The sequence below is a fragment of the Mycobacterium sp. 1164966.3 genome, assembly GCF_001665395.1.
Lineage (GTDB): Bacteria > Actinomycetota > Actinomycetes > Mycobacteriales > Mycobacteriaceae > Mycobacterium.
Genome location: NZ_LZSG01000057.1, coordinates 59,175 through 75,555, shown reverse-complemented (window position 1 = coordinate 75,555; position 16,381 = coordinate 59,175). Strand labels below are relative to the sequence as shown.

19 protein-coding genes and 1 pseudogene are annotated in these 16,381 nt (G+C 66.3%); 10 read left to right on the top strand and 10 right to left on the bottom strand.

Features of this window, described 5'->3' with window-relative positions:
- From A9W99_RS27405 to A9W99_RS20575, 3 genes are all read right to left on the bottom strand, one after another.
- Positions 1–248 (bottom strand): hypothetical protein (locus A9W99_RS27405; RefSeq protein WP_371514974.1); only part of this gene is annotated, 248 nt, incomplete at its 3' end.
- Between the two features lie 172 nt (positions 249–420).
- Positions 421–2,709, bottom strand: a complete 2,289-nt coding sequence (gene aceA, locus A9W99_RS20580; RefSeq protein WP_067382433.1) for an isocitrate lyase ICL2 — start codon at positions 2,707–2,709, stop codon at positions 421–423.
- 263 nt (positions 2,710–2,972) lie between these two features.
- Positions 2,973–3,674 carry an MBL fold metallo-hydrolase gene (locus A9W99_RS20575; protein ID WP_067382430.1) on the bottom strand — a complete coding sequence of 234 codons (702 nt, stop codon included), beginning with the start codon at positions 3,672–3,674 and terminating at the stop codon, positions 2,973–2,975.
- Between the two features lie 59 nt (positions 3,675–3,733).
- Here A9W99_RS20575 and A9W99_RS20570 point away from each other — a divergent pair, with 59 nt between their 5' ends.
- From A9W99_RS20570 to A9W99_RS20555, 4 genes are read left to right on the top strand one after another with little or no spacing between them, the layout of a single operon-like run.
- A complete protein-coding gene (locus tag A9W99_RS20570) occupies positions 3,734–4,444 on the top strand; it encodes a hypothetical protein (RefSeq protein WP_156623211.1) in 711 nt (236 codons plus the stop codon).
- Positions 4,445–4,475: 31 nt separating this feature from the next.
- Positions 4,476–5,480 carry a zinc-binding dehydrogenase gene (locus tag A9W99_RS20565; RefSeq protein WP_067382426.1) on the top strand — a complete coding sequence of 335 codons (1,005 nt, stop codon included), beginning with the start codon at positions 4,476–4,478 and terminating at the stop codon, positions 5,478–5,480.
- A gap of 54 nt (positions 5,481–5,534) precedes the next feature.
- On the top strand, positions 5,535–5,981 hold the full coding sequence (locus A9W99_RS20560) for an SRPBCC family protein (protein ID WP_067382423.1): 447 nt from the start codon (positions 5,535–5,537) through the stop codon (positions 5,979–5,981).
- 58 nt (positions 5,982–6,039) lie between these two features.
- Positions 6,040–6,552 carry a YbhB/YbcL family Raf kinase inhibitor-like protein gene (locus A9W99_RS20555; protein ID WP_253870127.1) on the top strand — a complete coding sequence of 171 codons (513 nt, stop codon included), beginning with the start codon at positions 6,040–6,042 and terminating at the stop codon, positions 6,550–6,552.
- Between the two features lie 12 nt (positions 6,553–6,564).
- Here A9W99_RS20555 and A9W99_RS20550 read toward each other — a convergent pair whose 3' ends face one another.
- Positions 6,565–8,133: an NAD(P)/FAD-dependent oxidoreductase gene (locus A9W99_RS20550; RefSeq protein ID WP_067382417.1), complete on the bottom strand. Its 1,569-nt coding sequence runs from the start codon at positions 8,131–8,133 to the stop codon at positions 6,565–6,567.
- A gap of 131 nt (positions 8,134–8,264) precedes the next feature.
- On the opposite strand from A9W99_RS20550, the gene A9W99_RS20545 reads away from it, so the two are divergent.
- Entirely contained in the window at positions 8,265–8,876 is a 612-nt protein-coding gene (locus A9W99_RS20545; RefSeq protein ID WP_067382479.1) for a TetR/AcrR family transcriptional regulator, read from the top strand.
- Between the two features lie 15 nt (positions 8,877–8,891).
- Here the strand turns inward: A9W99_RS20545 and A9W99_RS20540 are convergent, their stop codons facing one another.
- Genes A9W99_RS20540 through A9W99_RS20530 form a run of 4 tightly spaced genes read right to left on the bottom strand, consistent with a single transcriptional unit; the run spans position 8,892 to position 11,781 of the window.
- Complete coding sequence (locus tag A9W99_RS20540) at positions 8,892–9,605, bottom strand: hypothetical protein (RefSeq protein ID WP_067382415.1); 714 nt, start codon at positions 9,603–9,605, stop codon at positions 8,892–8,894.
- Between the two features lie 15 nt (positions 9,606–9,620).
- The gene (locus tag A9W99_RS27400; RefSeq protein WP_253870121.1) at positions 9,621–9,872 is read right to left on the bottom strand and encodes a hypothetical protein; all 252 of its coding nucleotides are present in this window, start codon (positions 9,870–9,872) and stop codon (positions 9,621–9,623) included.
- Positions 9,836–11,062 (bottom strand): class I adenylate-forming enzyme family protein, encoded by a 1,227-nt coding sequence (locus A9W99_RS20535; RefSeq protein WP_253870118.1) that lies wholly within the window; start codon positions 11,060–11,062, stop codon positions 9,836–9,838. Before A9W99_RS20535 ends, A9W99_RS27400 begins: the two co-directional genes overlap by 37 nt.
- 5 nt (positions 11,063–11,067) lie before the next feature.
- Positions 11,068–11,781, bottom strand: a complete 714-nt coding sequence (locus tag A9W99_RS20530; protein ID WP_253870115.1) for a hypothetical protein — start codon at positions 11,779–11,781, stop codon at positions 11,068–11,070.
- Between the two features lie 171 nt (positions 11,782–11,952).
- Between A9W99_RS20530 and A9W99_RS20525 the strand changes: the two genes are divergently transcribed.
- The 3 genes from A9W99_RS20525 to A9W99_RS20515 are packed head-to-tail and all read left to right on the top strand — an operon-like array spanning position 11,953 to position 13,594.
- Complete coding sequence (locus tag A9W99_RS20525) at positions 11,953–12,435, top strand: carboxymuconolactone decarboxylase family protein (protein ID WP_067382412.1); 483 nt, start codon at positions 11,953–11,955, stop codon at positions 12,433–12,435.
- Between the two features lie 23 nt (positions 12,436–12,458).
- On the top strand, positions 12,459–13,088 hold the full coding sequence (locus A9W99_RS20520) for a nitroreductase family protein (protein WP_067382409.1): 630 nt from the start codon (positions 12,459–12,461) through the stop codon (positions 13,086–13,088).
- Between the two features lie 11 nt (positions 13,089–13,099).
- The gene (locus tag A9W99_RS20515; protein WP_067382406.1) at positions 13,100–13,594 is read left to right on the top strand and encodes an SRPBCC family protein; all 495 of its coding nucleotides are present in this window, start codon (positions 13,100–13,102) and stop codon (positions 13,592–13,594) included.
- Between the two features lie 13 nt (positions 13,595–13,607).
- Here A9W99_RS20515 and A9W99_RS20510 read toward each other — a convergent pair whose 3' ends face one another.
- Complete coding sequence (locus A9W99_RS20510; RefSeq protein WP_067382403.1) at positions 13,608–13,919, bottom strand: hypothetical protein; 312 nt, start codon at positions 13,917–13,919, stop codon at positions 13,608–13,610.
- 571 nt (positions 13,920–14,490) lie between these two features.
- Here A9W99_RS20510 and A9W99_RS27395 point away from each other — a divergent pair.
- Both A9W99_RS27395 and A9W99_RS20500 read left to right on the top strand, forming a co-directional pair.
- Positions 14,491–14,832: pseudogene (locus A9W99_RS27395) on the top strand (hypothetical protein); the annotation flags it as partial.
- 21 nt (positions 14,833–14,853) lie between these two features.
- Positions 14,854–15,813 (top strand): FAD-dependent oxidoreductase, encoded by a 960-nt coding sequence (locus A9W99_RS20500; RefSeq protein ID WP_067382397.1) that lies wholly within the window; start codon positions 14,854–14,856, stop codon positions 15,811–15,813.
- On the opposite strand, the gene A9W99_RS20495 is transcribed toward A9W99_RS20500, so the two are convergent.
- Positions 15,810–16,232 (bottom strand): anti-sigma factor antagonist, encoded by a 423-nt coding sequence (locus A9W99_RS20495; RefSeq protein ID WP_067382394.1) that lies wholly within the window; start codon positions 16,230–16,232, stop codon positions 15,810–15,812. The genes A9W99_RS20500 and A9W99_RS20495 overlap by 4 nt on opposite strands.
- Positions 16,233–16,381: the final 149 nt, after the last annotated feature.

The following is a 16,381-nucleotide window of genomic DNA, read 5'->3' as shown; positions in this document are numbered from 1 at the left end:
TTCTGCAGCGCCGCCGCCTCCGCCGCCGGGTCCCCCGCCTCCACTGGGTCCACCGGGAACGCCGCCGCCTCCGCCGCCGGGTCCGCCCCCGCCGGACGGGCCACCCGGGACGCCGCCGCCACCGCCTCCAGGTCCGCCACCGCCGGAGGGACCGCCGGTGCCTGGCGCGGAAGACGGTGCGACGCTGGACGACGACGGAGCTGTTGTCGTCGGCGTCGTGGAACTGCTCGGGCCTTTGTTGCCGCCACCGCCGCAGCCGACTGCCGCAACAAGCATGGCAGCACCCCCGAACACCGCGACCGCCGTCCTGGCTTGTGATTTCATCACGCTCCCCAATCTGGTTGAGTCCTCGCTCGTGCCTACCCCGCCGAGGGCAGGTGCAAACGGGACCAGGTCGGGACAGCGGGAATCGAGTTGCGTCTACCCCTCTTTGAGGATCAACCGGCGCAGCGCCGCCTGATCTGGTTTGAGCAGCTCGGCGATGCGTGGATGATTCACCTCGGCGACGATGATCTCGCCGACCTCCTGGTAGACCTCGCTAAAGATGCCGTGGGACTTCATCTTTGAGGTCTGATAGAGGTTGTCCTCGGTCGGCGTCACGTATATCACCGCGTCGGCCTTGAAGCGGTGTACCAGCCAGAGGTGGATCAACGTCATCAGCCTCTTCTGCCGCAGTTTCTCGGCGAAGGTGTTCTGGTCGCGCACCTGAAGGATGCTGCGGCCGTGGCGATCCTTGATGGGGTCGACGACGACATTGGCCAGCTGCTCGTCACCGCTGCCGTAGATCCCCAGCTCGAGCACATCCGAGCCGGCGCGGCGGGGCCGCAGTTGTACCCGGAGCTTCTCGCCCAGCTGGTAGTGGTCGCTCCACAGCGCCAGCCATTCCTCCAGCAGCTTCTTCGGCACCTCGGTCTGCACCAGATGCTGGTGCTGCGTGGAGCCCTTGCCCATCGCCTTGGTGGTCGCCGTCCGCCCCGAGGAGGCGGCCAGCGCGGCATCGCTGCGCGGGCCGCCGACCAGGGTTTGCGGGGTTCGGTACGGCGACTCGACCAGCCGCATCTTGCGCTGCAGCCGAGCCAGCGCCAGCATGCCGTCCTGCTTGAGGTTGGTGGCGAACTCCTCGGCGGCGACGCCGTCGATTTGGTGACCCCCATAGGTGATGAAGTTGAAGACAAAGCCCATCTTGCCGAGCTCTTCGGGGAAGCGCTTCATCTCCTCGTCGGTCATCCCGGTGGTGTCCCAGTTGAACGACGGCGAGAGGTTGTAGGCCAGCATCTGGTCGGGGAACACCGCGTGGATCGCGTCGGCGAACTGTCGCGCATCGGCGAGGTCGGCGGTCTTGGTCTCCATCCAGAGGATGTCGGCAAAAGGTGCGGCTGCCAACGACTTTGCGATCGCATACGGTATGCCGCCACGGATCTGGTAGTAGCCCTCAGGGGTCTTGGCCAGTTCGCAGTCCCAGGGCGGGTTGACGCCCAACTGCGTCGCCTTAGCCCGGGCGTCGTAGAGCGACGCACGCGCGGCGAAGGTTCGCCACTCCTCGGAGCTCATTCCGAGTGGCTCGTCGTCGCTCTCGCCGAATTCCAGGACCTCGGCGACCGCCTCACCGTAGGTCATCACCCCGGCATCGTCCTCCCAGGCGGCGACGAACTTCGATTCGACGTCGTCGTAGACGTCGTCGATGGACATCTCGTCGTTCTTCCGCCACGTGTTGACCGCCTCCGCGACCAGCTCCGTGATGCCGTGGCGCTCAAGCCATGCGCGGGCCGCCGCGTACTCGCCGTCACTCAGCGCGTAGAGCAAGTGGCCGTTGAGTTCTTCGGCGCCCAATTCATAGAAGTGCCGCATCATTGCCAGGAAGCAGGCCTTGTACGAAGGGATCTTGAGATTGGTGGCGCCCAGCAGGAACGGCTGGTCTCGCTCGTCTGCGCGGCTGTCGATCAGGTTGGCCGCCTCGGCGTCAGTACGCGCGACGATGATGCCGGGCACCCGCATCACGTCGAGCTGGAAGCGGGCGGCGTTGAGACGTTTGATCTGCTCGTCAGAGGGCACCAGAACCTTGCCCCCCTGGTGACCACACTTCTTGGTACCGGGCCGTTGGTCCTCGATGTGGTAGCCCGGCACCCCGACCTCGACGAAACGGCGGATCAGGTTGCGCACGTGCGGGTCACCGCCGTGGCCAGTGTCAGCGTCGGCAATGATGAACGGCCGAAAGTCGTATTCGCGGCTGGTGGCGCGCTGCTGTTCGCTCATGTTCAGCCGCAGGTATTGCTGGTTGCGGTCGGCGGTGAGCAGCGCGCGCACCAGCACTGCGGCGTCGTCGGGCACCTGGCTCAGCGGGTAGCTGGCCAGGTCCGGCCCGGGGTCCTCGGTGGTGGAGCCCTTGGCGGACGTTGCCCAGCCGCCCAGGTAGATGCCCTCGATGCCCATCCGCTTCATGCTCACGGCTTGACCGGGTGAATAGGGACCGAATGTCGTGATGCTCTTCTTCTCGGCGAACAGTTCGCGCAGCCGGTCATAGAACGCTGCCGCCGCCTCCCGCGCCACGGTGTAGTCGGTAGGGATGGTGCCGCGCTGCTCTACTACTTGGCGTGCGGTGTACAGGCGGGTGATCCCGGCAAAGCGCGGGCCGTCGAAGTACCGCTGGGTGGCGGCGACTTCTTGTTCAAACGGTGAATGGACCTCAGTGTCCGATTCGATGATGGCCATGGCTCTACACTCCCTCTGCAGCACGGTACCGCTGTCGCAGAGAGTGTAGCCCCGCGCTGGGCGGTTGAATCATCGGTCAGAAAAGGGGCCATCGCCACGGCGGAGGCGCCCGCGGCGGTCGGAGGCGCCAGCAGACTGAAGCGCCTTCAGCGCAGCCACCAGGCTGCCGCGGCCTGGATCCAAACCCGTTGTTCGTCAAGCAGTTTCGCTCTTATCGGGCCGGCTTCTCGGGTGCTATCGCGCAACGAGGCGGGCCAAGGAGCTCATCGCACGCGTCGGCTCAGCCAATCCCGCTGGCGGCGTACGAATCCCGCGTCGACCAGCTTGCCGTGGCCCGGGACGTAGACAGCCTCCGATCCGCCGGCCGCGAGTAGCCGATCCAGGGTTGCCGGCCAAGCGGCCACGTCGGAGTCGTGGTCGATCGACGGCTCGGCGGATTCCTCGACAAGATCACCGGTGAACACCACGAGCCGGCCATCTCTGCCACGTGTGATCACCACCAGATCCGCATTGGTGTGGCCGCGACCCAGGTGGGCGATGGTGACGACGCGGTCACCGAGATCGACAGTGGCGTCGTAGCTTTCGTGTCGCGGTGAGCGCAAGGCCGCAATGGCACGGTCGACCTCGGCGGCGTCGGCGCCGTAACTCAGTGCCTCACTGCGAAGTTGATCAGTGGCCGACGACAGGTATTGCCCGACTTCGGGGGCGCAGTAAACTTCCGCTTCCGGGAAGCCTCCAGAACCCAGCACATGGTCGAAGTGCTTGTGCGTCAAGACAATATGTGTTATGGGTCTTCCGGTCAGCTCTCGGGCATCGGCGCCGACCGCGGCTGCATCGGTGAGGGTGGTGCCGGTGTCGACGAGCAGTGTTCCAGCGCTGCCCTGGACCACGCCGATGGTTACGTCGCAGAACGCCATTCGGCAGCGGTGCACTCCGTCGGCCACCGGCTCCCAACCGAAATACATAGAAACAGCATAGAAACAAACGTAGCTGTGCAGCCACTGTGGGACAGTAGGATTCGCGCATGGGGTGGAGATCTCCCGGACGGATCATCGTTGTGGTCATCGCCCTGGTGGTCCTCGTTGTGGGGGTGGCGACGTGGCTGCTGATCCGCTTCGACTTGATGCCCGACACGAACGCCGGGTCGATGCACGCCACCGCGGCAAACGGCACGCAAGTCGTAGTGGTGATCGCCGTCGACGCCACCGGGCAACCGGCCAGTGATTTCCGGCAGGTGCCCGCTACCCCGGAAGCCGGCAGTGTCGCCGAGGTCTCCAGCTGCGCCGCCTCGCCCGCGGCGGTCGCGGACGACGTCTACTACTGCGCGCCCAACGCGGCCGGGGCCGACGTGTGCTGGCCGTCGACGCCGGGATCGCTGTTGTGTCTCGGCGATCCCTGGGCCAAAGAACTGCACCGGGTGTCCTACACCGCTCCGCTTCCGCATGTGAAGCCGCCGGCCGCGCCCGAGCCGTTTGCGTTGCTGCTGGACGACGGCACGCAATGTCGCCTGCGTAACGGCGGTGCGTGGGGCGGGCGCGACGACGGCCTGGTCGCAGCTTACGGTTGTCCCAGCGCAAACCTCACCGTGCTCGTCCCGCCGCAGCGTGACGCGTCGCCTATCGACCGGTCGCAGCCGACGTGGACGGTCAGGATCGGTTCGCTGGGCGCTGCAAATGCGCATCTGCCGCCGCCGCAGACGCACTCGGTGAAAACGGCGTGGTTTGCCGGCTCGTGAGGGCCGCGCTGGGTTCACCGAGGAGGAATGAATGCGTGCAGTGGTCATCACCAAGCATGGCGACCCGTCGGTATTGCAGGTGCAGCAGCGCCCCGACCCGCCTCCCCCGGGACCGGGCCAACTGCGGATCGCGGTTCGCGCCGCGGGAGTGAACTTCGCCGACCACCTCGCACGGGTCGGGCTGTATCCGGACGCTCCGAAGCTTCCCGCGGTGGTCGGCTACGAAGTCGCCGGGACGGTCGAGGCGGTGGGCAGCGGGGTCGATCAGAGCCGCGTCGGCCAACGTGTTTTGGCCGGCACCCGGTTCGGTGGTTACTCCGAAATCGTCAACGTCGCGGCGAGTGACTCTGTGGTGCTGCCGGACGGGGTGAGCTTCGAGCAAGGCGCCGCCGTCCCGGTCAATTACGCGACCGCCTGGGCAGGCCTGCACGGCTACGGGTCGCTGCAAGCCGGCGAGCGGGTGCTGATCCATGCGGCAGCCGGCGGCGTCGGCATCGCGGCCGTTCAATTCGCGAAGGCCGCCGGCGCCGAAGTGCACGGCACCGCATCGCCGGGCAAGCACCAGAAGCTGGCCGAATTGGGGGTGGACCGCGCGATCGACTATCGCCGCGACGGCTGGTGGAAGGGATTGCAGCCCTACGACCTCGTGCTGGACGCGCTGGGCGGCACGTCGCTGCGGCGATCCTACGATCTGTTGCGCCCCGGTGGACGTCTTGTCGGGTACGGAATTTCGAACATGCAGGAGGGCGAGAAGCGCTCGCTGCGCAAGGCGGCGCCCCACGCGCTGGCGATGCTGCGCGGCTTCAACCTGATAGATCAGCTCTCGGAGTCCAAGACGGTCATCGGGCTGAACATGCTGCGACTGTGGGACGATCGCGGCACGCTCGAACCCTGGATCGCCCCGTTGGCCAAGGCCCTCGACGACGGCACGGCCGCCCCGATAGTGCATGCCGCCGTGCCGTTCGCCGAAGCTCCGGAGGCGCACCGGATCCTGGCGGCACGGGAGAACGTGGGCAAGGTCGTGCTGGTGCCCTGAAGCCAACGACCTGATTTGCACTTGCCGGCGCTGGCAATCTGGCAATATTGCGCAATGGCAGTCAGCGATACCCGCGAAATCGTGATCGAGGCGACACCCGACGAAATCCTTGAGGTGTTGTACGACCTCGAGAAGTTGCCCGAGTGGTTCCCGACGACCAAATCGGTCGAGGTCTTGGAGCGCGACGACGAGGGCCGTCCGCGCCTGGCCAGGCAGGTCGTCAAGGTCGTGGGCGTTGCCGACGAACAGGTATTGGCCTACTCGGATGAAGACGACGGGGTGAGCTGGACGCTGGTGAGCGCCAAAGGGCAACGCGCGCAGGAAGGCCGGTACACGCTGACACCCCAAGGAGATTCCACCAAGGTCCACTTCGCCCTCATGATCGACCTGACCATTCCGGTCCCCGGGTTCCTGGTCAAGCAAGGGACCAAGGGAATCATGGATCAGGCCACCAAGGGATTGCGCAAGCGAGTGCTCGAGGTCAACAGAGGCAAGAAGTAGCGCCGTAGTGAGTACCCTTCGTCGAATCGCACCAGCCGGGTCCGGGCTGGCACTCGCGGTGGCACTGGCCGGCCTCGGGGGCGGGATTTCCGCCGGCACGGCCACCGCAGCGCCACCGGCTGGACCGTTGACGATCACGAGTCCAGCGTTCGCCGATGGAGCATCGATCCCGGTGCAGTACAGCTGCAAGGGTGCCAACCTCGCGCCACCGTTGACCTGGTCGACGCCCTCGGGCGCGGCTCTGGTGCTAGACGACCCGGATGCCCCCGGCGGCACATATGTCCACTGGGTGGTGACCGGCATCCCACCCGGACCGGGCAGCACCCCGGACGGTCAAACTCCCGGCGGCGGCAGGGTGCTGCCGAATTCCGCGGGCCAGACTTCGTACAGCGGGCCTTGCCCTCCGGCGGGCAGCGGTAAGCACCACTACCGGTTCACGTTGTACCAGCTACCGGACAACTACCAGCTGCCCGGCCACCTGGCCGGCGCCCAAGCGGCACAGACCATCGCCGGCGCCGCTACCGCGCAGGCCCAGCTCACCGGAACATTCGAACTTGCGCTGCACGGGTGACCCAGCACGAACTCATGCGATGTCGTCGAGTGCCTGATAAGCGGCGTTGTAGCCGGGCGTGAAGGTGATGCCGGGTCCGCCGTGGCATCCCGCGCCGCCGAGATAGAGGCCCCCGATCGGAATCGGAAAGTCGAGAAAACCCTTGGGCCCAGGGCGATTCGGACCCATCAGATCCGGGTGCAGCAGGCCGTGACAGAAGTCGCCGGCGGGTGCGCCGAACATCGTGTTCATGTGATACGGCGCAAACGTGATGTGCCGTATCACGATGTCCTTGAAGTTGGGCGCAAACCGGCTGATCTTGTCGATAACACGTTGTGCCATCTCATTTTTGAGATGGCCGTGCTGGTCGCGGCCGACTTGCACCGGGAAGGCGTACGCGAACGCGCTGGCCGCGTGCTTGCCGGGCGGGGCCATGCTCGGATCGTGCACGGAGGGGATCTGCATCCCCATCGACGGGTTGTCCGGCACGATGCCCCGACGGCAGGTTTCCCACTGCAGTTGTTGTTCTTCCGGAGACCCGAAGATGCCGACCGACTGCTGCATCCCGGCCTCGTTCAGCAGCTCGTACGGCGGGGCGAACTCGGGCAGGCCGTCCAGGGCGAAGTGGATCTGCACGAAGGACGCTCGGTGATCGCGGCCCGACACCCGCGAAACCAGTTCTGCCGGAACATGTTCTGATCCGACCAGCTCGGTGAGGGTGAGGTCCGGCGAGAGGTTGGAGACGACGATCGGCGCGCTGAGCCTGGATCCGTCGCGCAGCCGCACACCGGTGACCGCGCCGTTTTCGACGAGGATCTCCTCAACTTTGGTGCGGAACCGGATCTCGCCGCCGTGGGAGACGAACAGCTCGCGCAGGTGTTCGGTGAGGGCGCCGATGCCGCCCTTGAGCTTGGTCATCATCGCGGTGCTGTTGTCGGGAACCGCGAGGGCGAACGCCAGGCAGGTGGCGCTGCCGGGCGTATAGGGCCCCCGGTAGGTGGAGTTGACGGCCAGAAATGCGAGCATCCCGCGCATGACGGCGTGCTTTTCCTTGTCGGGCAGGTAGCGGTCGATCACATCCATCGCCGAGCCGAACAGCATCTCGTGAATGGCCCGGCGCTCGGCATCGTTGGCCGCGCACGCATACATCTGGTCGAGCGTCTTGGGCGGCTGGCGAACATCGAAGCGGCCGAGCGCTTTTGCGGGACCCTGACTCCACCCGATCAGCTCGGCCATACCGGTGACGGCCTCGAGGCCGTGCTTGTCGCTCAGGTGCGTCATCAGCTGTATTGGGTCGCGATAGAAGACCATCGGCTCTTCGCCGTGTTCACCGATGTTGGTCGACATCACGTCGGGCTCCACTGTCGGCAGCGTGTCGATCCCGAGATCTTTGGTGATTTGGCTCGCGGTGGGAAACTGCACCGAACCGGCGATCTCGTAGCGGAAGCCGTCGATCAATTCGACCGTCGCCGCCATGCCCCCCGCGTAGGTGTTGGCTTCCAGACACACAGTGCGCAACCCCGCACGTTGCAGAATTGCAGCGGCGGTCAGCCCGTTATGCCCGGCGCCCACGACGATCGCGTCGAAGTCTGTCTGGTCCATAGTCCTAAACCTGTTCTCCCGATGGGTGGCACCCCGTAGGCCTCGACGGGCCCGCGCCAAGAATATGTCAGTTCTGACACAATTTGAAGATGTCAGTTCTGACGCGATTTTCGGGATACGATCGCTTGGAAATGACAGCGCACGTTTCCAAGCCGGCCAACCGTCACGAGCTACGCCGGCGATCCACACATGAGGCGCTTCGCCGGGCCGCGCTGAAAAGCTTCGCCCGCAAGGGGTTTGCGAACGTGACCGTGACGGAATTGGCTAACGAGGCCGGCGTCACCGAGCGCACTTTCTTCCGCCACTTCCCCACCAAGGAGGCGGTCCTGTTCCAGGACTACGAGACGCACCTGGAATGGCTGACCGAGGCGCTTGGCCGGCGCCCGACCTCCGAATCGCTGTTCGACGCGGTGCTGGCCAGCGTCGCCGCATTCCCGCACGACATCGAAGTGGTCCGCCAGGCCGCGTCCGCGCGCGCGGAGCTGATCAGCGCCGAGCGCATTGCGGGTCACCTGCGGGTGGTGCAGTCGTCGTTTGCCCAGGTGCTGACCGAATTTGTCAAGAGCCGGCGCCCGAAAGTCCCGAATCCCGAGCTCGCTGCCGAGATCGCCGGCGCGACCCTCGCGGCGGCCCTGGTCGCGGCCGTTGAGCATTGGGGCCGCGACGGGTGCACCGGCGACCTCGGCCAGCTGGTGGCCGCCAGTCTGGATCTGGTGCGGTCAGGTTTGGCGCCGCTGGCTTAGTTGACTTTGCACCGCTCAGTACAGGGGTGACCAGGCCGACGTGCGCAGGAGTCGGCGCTGCCATTGGTCGCGATACTTCAGCGCCTCGAACATGTAGCTGCCCGGCGCCCGGTGCTCCGGCGGGATTTCATTGGTCAGCAGGTGAACCAGCGCCGCGTAGTTGTCGGCGTCGTCGATTTTCTGCCACAGCATCGCTTCTCGTCGTCGGGAGCTGCCGTGCGCGACCTGAAAACATGCCTGGATGTCGAGGATGCGCATGCTGGCCGGCGCATGAGACAGCGGCCGGTAGTAGATCTCGTCCCAGGAGCGGATGTAGTCGTCCAGTGCGGCGTAGGGCCAGCCGGTGTCCTCCATGAACAGCGACAGCGGGTGGGTCGTGCCGTCCGTGGGCACCGCCGTCAGGTCCACCGTCTGCAGCGGCGACCAGGCGACCGGCAGCAGCAGCTTGCCGGTCACCTCGTGGCGCAGTTCGTCCAGCTCGCGCATCCAGGACTTGAGGTCGCCGGCCTGGGCACGTCGTGCCAGGTTCTCCCACGCCGCGCCGTCGGTGACCGCGGTGATGGTGACCACGGTGTACGACGCCCCCGAACCGTGGGCGTGGTTGGTGTACCAGAGCAGTCGGGCAGTGTCCTCTCTGGCCAGGGTTGGCATCCAGCCCTCGCGGTAGGCGGCCTCGAACTGGTCCTGGCGCGCCCCGATCACCTTGTGGGTCTCGTGAAGAAACAGCACTGAAACTCCCTGGTGTCAGCCATGATTCGCGATCAGCGTGGCAATCTGACCGCGGTTGACCTTGCCGGTCGCGTTGTACGGGAGGTGATCGACGATTGCCAGCCGTTCCGGCAGCTTGAAGTAGGCGATCAAGTCCCGGCAATGTGACCGCAGCTCGTCGAGGGTCACCGGTCCGCGGGTCACCACCGCGGCGCCCACCCGCTGGCCGATCTCGTCGTCTGCGATGCCGGCTACCGCGACATCGCTGACCAACGGATGGGAGCGCAAGCCTCCTCGACCTCGATCGGGCCGAACTTTTCTCCGCCGCGGTTGATCGTGTCGCTCAGTCGGCCACTCGGGAAGATGTAGCCCTCAGAGTCCTGCCGGGCCAGGTCACCGGTGCGCAGCCAGCCCTCGTCGACGTTCTGGGTGGACCTGACCCACAGCTCTCCGACGGCGCCCGGCTCGACATCGTTGCCGGCGGCCGGATCCACCACCCGCACGTCGACTCCCGGGAGTGGCCGGCCTACCGACCCGGCCCGCGCCGGATCGCGGTGATCGTCGGGCATCAGTGTGGTGTAGGCGCCCAGGGTCTCGGTCTGGCCGAACACGTCGGCAAAGGCCACGTGCGGGAGCGCGGCCATCGCGCGGCGCACCAGCGCGACGGGTGCGGCCGCGGCGCCGTAGGCGATCGCGACCAACGAGGTCAGGTCGGTCGCGGCGAAGTCAGGATGGTCGAGGATGCGTTGCAGCATCGTCGGCACCAGGAAGGTGGCGCTCACCCGGTGTGCGGACACCAGTCGTAACCACTCGCCGGCATCGAAGCGCTCCTGTATCACCGAGGTGTTGCCCGAGTACAGACTGCCGAGCGTTCCGAGCGCCCCGCCGACATGGAAGAACGGCACGCACATCATGCCTACCGACGGTTTCGTGCCGACCCGAAATGGCGCGGCCATTCCGCGGATCCGCATTGCGAGCCGGCGGTTGGTGACGCCGATCGCCTTCGGCAGTCCGGTGGTGCCGCTGGTGAATAGAACCAACGCCTCGCCGTCATCGACACCGGTGGCGGACTGGACAGTGGCGTGGCCACCGCGCAACAAGTCGTCGTCTGCCAGTACCGTCCTCGACCCCGCACTGCGTACCCGGCTGAGGTACGGCCGCCCGGCAACCGCCACCGCGGCGCAGCCGGCGTTCGTCATCAGCCCGCGCAGTTCCGGCGGTGCCAGCGCGGGGTTGATCAGTGCGGCCGCTGCGCCGATCCGCGCCGCCCCGAGCAGCGTCGCGATCGACAGCAGGCTACCGCCGTCGACGACGGCGACGCGCTGACCGGCCTTCACGCCGGCGCCGGCCAGGCCGGCGGCGCACCGGTCGACCGCCGCTGCCAGTTCGGCATAGCTGACGATGTGCTCGTCGATGATCAGTGCGGTCCGGTTGGGATCGCCGGCCGCGGGGGCGTCAATGATCGTGCCCGTGTTCATGTCGGTCAATAGAGCGGTGACCAGGAGCTGGTGCGCAGCAGGCGGCTGGTCCACTGGTCACGCAAGTCCAGCGCGTCGTGCATCCAGGTTCCCGGGGCGCGGTGTTCCGGGGGGATATGGCTTCGTAGCAGCTCGATCAGCGCCTCTGGCCGTCGAATGCGTTGCATCAAGGTGACCTCGCGGCGCTGGTGGCTGCCGAGCGCCGGCTGGAAAGCGGCCCGGATCGACAGCATCGACGACGGTCGTTCCAGGCTCTTGGCGTAGACCAAGCCGCAGCGGTCGATGTATTCCTCGAATTTGTCCTGGTAGGGCCACATGGTGTCTTCCATGTAGAGACTCAGATCGTGCTGACGACCGTCGACCGGCACCTCGTGGAACGGCACCTCCTGCAGCGGCGACCACGCGAGCGGCACCAGCAGCTTGGCCTCGACGTCGTGGCGGAGTTCGTCGACACCGCGAATCCACTTCTGCAGGTCACCTTTTTGCACCCGCAGGGCAAGACGCTCCCAGGCGGCTCCGTTCTGGATGGCGGTGACCGTGACGACGGTGTATGCGGGGCCGCTGCCCTGCGCGTGGTCGGCATACCAGAGCAGCCGCGCGTCGTCGTCCGCGGCGAGCATCGGCATCCAGCCGTCCCGGAAGGCGGCTTCGAAATCGTCTTCGGCGCGTCCGCGCACTTTGTGCACCTCGTGCATAAACAGCACGCCGGAACCTCCCATACGGGCGTCCCACGTCCAACGCCCTCGTTCCACGGACGGTAACCCGCGCCGGTTTGCGGCTTGACGCCGGGTCTACGTATGTCAAATTGTGCGTATGCGGCGACCTGGACAGCCGAGCCGAGAATCTGGTTTGCTCAAACGGCACCGTCTCTAGCGGGCAGGAGATCAGTTATGGCCAGGCTCGACGTGCCGGACGGTCCCGGAGGCGAGGCTGCGATGATCTGGTCGCTACGCCCTCAGCTCGGTGGCATGGTCGAGCGGATGATCCGCGGCGCGTACCAGCAAAGTATCTTGCCTCCCGAGGAGCGAGAGCTGGCCAGGATGCGCATCGCGCAGATCAATGACTGCACCGCATGCTCGGGCTTCCGTGCCCAGTCGGTACTGGATGCCCATATCGCACCGGAGCTCTACGACAACGTTGCGGCCTACGCCGAATACCCCGGCTATACGCCCCGCCAGCGTCTTGCCATCGAGTACGCCGAGCGGTTCGCCACCGACCACACCTCGCTGGACGACGGATTCTTCACCCGATTGCGGGAGTCGTTTTCCGACGCCGAGGTTCTCGATCTCACCCTGTGCGTCGCGGTCTTTCTGGGTTTGGGACGGTCGCTGACCGTGCTGGGCGTGGACCAGTCCTGCGCGCTGGATCTCTGAACGACGGCGGCGGTTGCAGACGGGTGGACATCGCTTCGGTCGACGAACTGCTCACCACGACGCGGGCGGTGCGCAAACGGCTCGATTTGACCCGGCCGGTCGGCAGAGAGGTGATCCTCGAATGCATACGGCTCGCCATGCAAGCGCCGACGGCCAGCAACGCGCAGGATTGGCGCTGGATGGTCGTCACCGATCCCGCCAAACGTGCGGCGATCGCCGACATCTACCGCGGCATCGGCGAGCAGTATCTGGCGCACGCCGTCGAGACTGCGCCGGATCCGCAGACCCGGCGCGTGTACGCCGGCGCGCTGAGCCTCACCGAAACGTTGGCTCAGGTCCCGGTTCACGTGATTCCGTGCCTGAATCGGCGTTTCGACAAGGCTGATCTGGGCGTCGCCGCGGCGGCGTGGGCATCGATCATCCCGGCGGGCTGGAGCTTTCTGCTCGCGCTGCGGTCGCGCGGACTGGGCTCAGTGTGGACGACGATGCATCTATTCAGGGAGCAGGAGGTGGGCGAACTGCTCGGCATTCCGCCAACCGTCACCCAGGCTGCCCTTTTCCCCGTGGCCTACACGATCGGCACTGAGTTTCGCCCGGCCACGCGTCCGCCGGCGGAGACCGTCACTTCCTGGAATACCTGGGGAGACAGCTGAGGAGAAGGCCGATGCAGTCCTACACAGTGCGCTTCCACGTCGATGCACCCCCGGAAAAGGTATGGCGGGTGCTGCATCCGCCGGCGCCGCCCAACTCGCCGCGGCCGCGGGTCCTCAAGTGGCCGACGGGAAGCATGGAAATCCTCAACGAGGGCGACGAGGCCGGCGAGGGCCTGGTCCGCACCTGCATCTTCGAAGTGCCCAAGTATCTGCTGTCCGGAGGCAAGGGCCGGTCCTGGGAGACCGTGACCGAGGCGAAGCTGCACAAGCTGTCGCGATATGTGGCGGTCGGTGCGCCACTGTGGTCGCGTGCCGAGGGCTATCACGAACTCGAAGAACAGCCGGACGGCAGCACGGTGCTGACCTTCCACGAGACGTACCACGCCTACAACCCGGTGCTGCGCTTCTTGTTGGAACGCCCGGTGCACGCCAAGATCTCGCGCGACAACCTCAAGACTTACGAGCACGCCCTCGGCTATGCCGGGCAGGTGCAGCGGTTGGCGTAGCTTTCGCGCTGTCTCACACGAGCGCGGCTACCAGCGCCAGCAGGGCGACGAATCCCGCCACAATGGCCGCCAGCACCAGGAGTGACCCGCCCGCTGCCAGTCGGTCGCTGCGATTCGCGGACTCGTCGCGCATGACCGTGACGCATCTCCGCATCCCCCGAAACAGATCCGGCCAGGCCACCCGGGTGGCGGCCCGTCTGACTCCGGTGGGGTCGGACGACGTACGGCGATGCGGCGCCACTCCGGAGCCGTTGGCGAAGAGCACAAGACCCGCCACGAACAGCACCACGCCGATTACTGCCAACACACATGCGAGCCACAGCATCGTGCCCCTCCATTTCTGCTGACGGCGACGGCCGAACTGCAATCCCACTGCGGTGCAACGTGATTGAGCGCGTAAGTCACTGGACCGATCCGCCTTTTCGTTTTGGCTTGGATACCCATCCCGCTGCCGACGAAAACGACCATCGCTCCCCGTGCCGCCGCGCCGTCGTGACGGTCGTTTCCGTCGAACCCGGCCGGTTCGACGACGACGCGGGAGTCACCCGCTTTGGGCGCGTGCAATGTTTGGCCTGGTTGTGACTGGCTGGTGATCGAAAGATTCGAAATTGGCTTTTCAGCCCGGTAATCTTCTTCCCATGGGGTTCAAGTCCGCAGCCGTAGCGACGAGGTTCGTCGCCGCCGGTCTGATGATCGCGGGTTGGGCTGCCTGCGCCGGCACTGGGTATATTGCCGCCGCGGATCCGGGGCCGACGCCAACGCCCGGGCCTTCCCGAGGTGCCCCGCCGGGGCCGCCGCCGTCGGCTGCACCCGGGCCGGGCCCGTCAGTCGTGCCGGCACCGGGGACGCCAACCGCACCCGGGCCCGCGACGGTAGCCGCACCCCCACCTGGTGGACCGAAGACGAGCATCGACCACGACGGCATCTATGTGGTTGGCAAAGACATCATGCCTGGCACTTACAGTTCGGCGGGGCCGGTCGGCAACGGTGTGTGTTATTGGAAGCGGACCGGAAACCCGGACGGCAACCTCATCGACAACGCCATGAGCAAAAAGCCACAGGTGGTGCAGATCGAGGCGAGCGACAAAGCGTTCAAGACCAGCGGGTGCCAGCCCTGGCAGAACACCGGTGGCGCCCCTCCCGGAGAGGTGCCCGGACCGGTCGCAGGGGCCCAGCTGCAAAACAACCTGGGCATCCTTAACGGGCTGCTCGCCCCCAACGGCCAGCACGTACCGTAGTCCGCGGGTCCTGACGAACTCATGACGACCAGCCAGCAGGTGGTCGTGGTCGGCGCCGGAGTCAGCGGATTGACGTCGGCGGTGTGCCTGGCCGAAGCGGGCTGGCCGGTGCGAATATGGGCCACCGAGATGCCCAGGCAGACGACGTCCGTGGTGGCGGGCGCGGTATGGGCTCCCCCGCGCCCGGGTGAACGTGCTAGCCAGACGCTGGCCTGGACCGCGCACTCCTTGCAGGTGTTTCGCGAGCTGGCCCAAGACCCTGCCACCGGAGTGCAGATGGCACCGGCGCTGATCGTCGGCGACTTAACCCGGTCCGACGCGATGTCGTCGTCGGCCGAGTTGGTCCCAGACCTGCGACCGGCCGATCCGGCCGAGATACCCGGGGGCTTCCCCGCCGGGTTTCACGCCACCATGCCGATGATCGACATGCCTCGATACCTGGATTACCTGATTAAGAGGCTGACCGCGGCCGGCTGCGAGATCGAGATCCACCCAGTGCGCTCGCTGGCCGAGGCCGCCGACGCGGCGCCGATCGTGGTCAACTGCACCGGCCTGGCCGCCGGGGCGCTGACCGGCGACGATACAGTTCGGCCGCTATTCGGCCAGCACGTCGTACTGACCAATCCCGGCCTGCAGCAACTATTTCTGCAAATCGACAGCGGCTCGGAGTGGACCTGCTATTTCCCCCATCCGCAGCGGGTGGTGTGCGGCGGCATCAGTATCGCCGACCGGTGGGACCTCACCCCCGACCCGGCGGTGACCGAGCGCATCGTCGAACGCTGCCGTCGAATTCAGCCGCGGCTCGGCGAAGCGGAGGTGATCGAGACCATCACCGGGCTACGCCCCGACCGTCCGGCGGTACGCGTGGAGGCTGAGCCGCTCGGCCGGTCGCGATGCATTCACAATTACGGTCACAGCAGCAATGGCGTGACATTGTCGTGGGGATGCGCGCGCGAGGTAGTGGATCTGGTGGGCGGCTAGTCGCTGGGCGAAAGGGCGGTGTCAACCGAGGAGTACATCGGCAGCAAGCGATGCAGTCCGCATGCGGCGATGGTCCGGGCCACCACCGGCTGGCTGCTGACAAGCCGCAGACTGACGCCGCGCCGCTGGCACTGCTCGGCCTCCCGGGCCAAGACGGCATAGCCACACGAGCCCATGAATTCCAGGTCACGCACGTCGATCACGATCGGGCCCGGCGCGATGGCGATCGAAGCACTCCGGCTGACCAGGCGCTGCCAGCAGCCCTCGTTGCTGGCGTCGATGTCGCCGCCGACGTGCACGACCACCGCCGAGCCGCTGCATTCGGTGAAGGAGCGCAATCCGCTATGGGTGTCTCCGAAATGGGGACCTGGACGGGCGTTCGAGGACCCGGAGAACGTTTCGATCGCACCAGCGTCCATCCTGAGCAAATTCCCGTCGTCGCGTTCTGGTGACTGTGCGGGTAGCTGACGTCTTCCGGAGTGCCGGAAGGGCCGCCAGCGGCGTGTCTTCATTGGAAAGGTATTCCCGTTTTACGGGTGTTGCTAAGCATATGTGTAACAAGAACTGA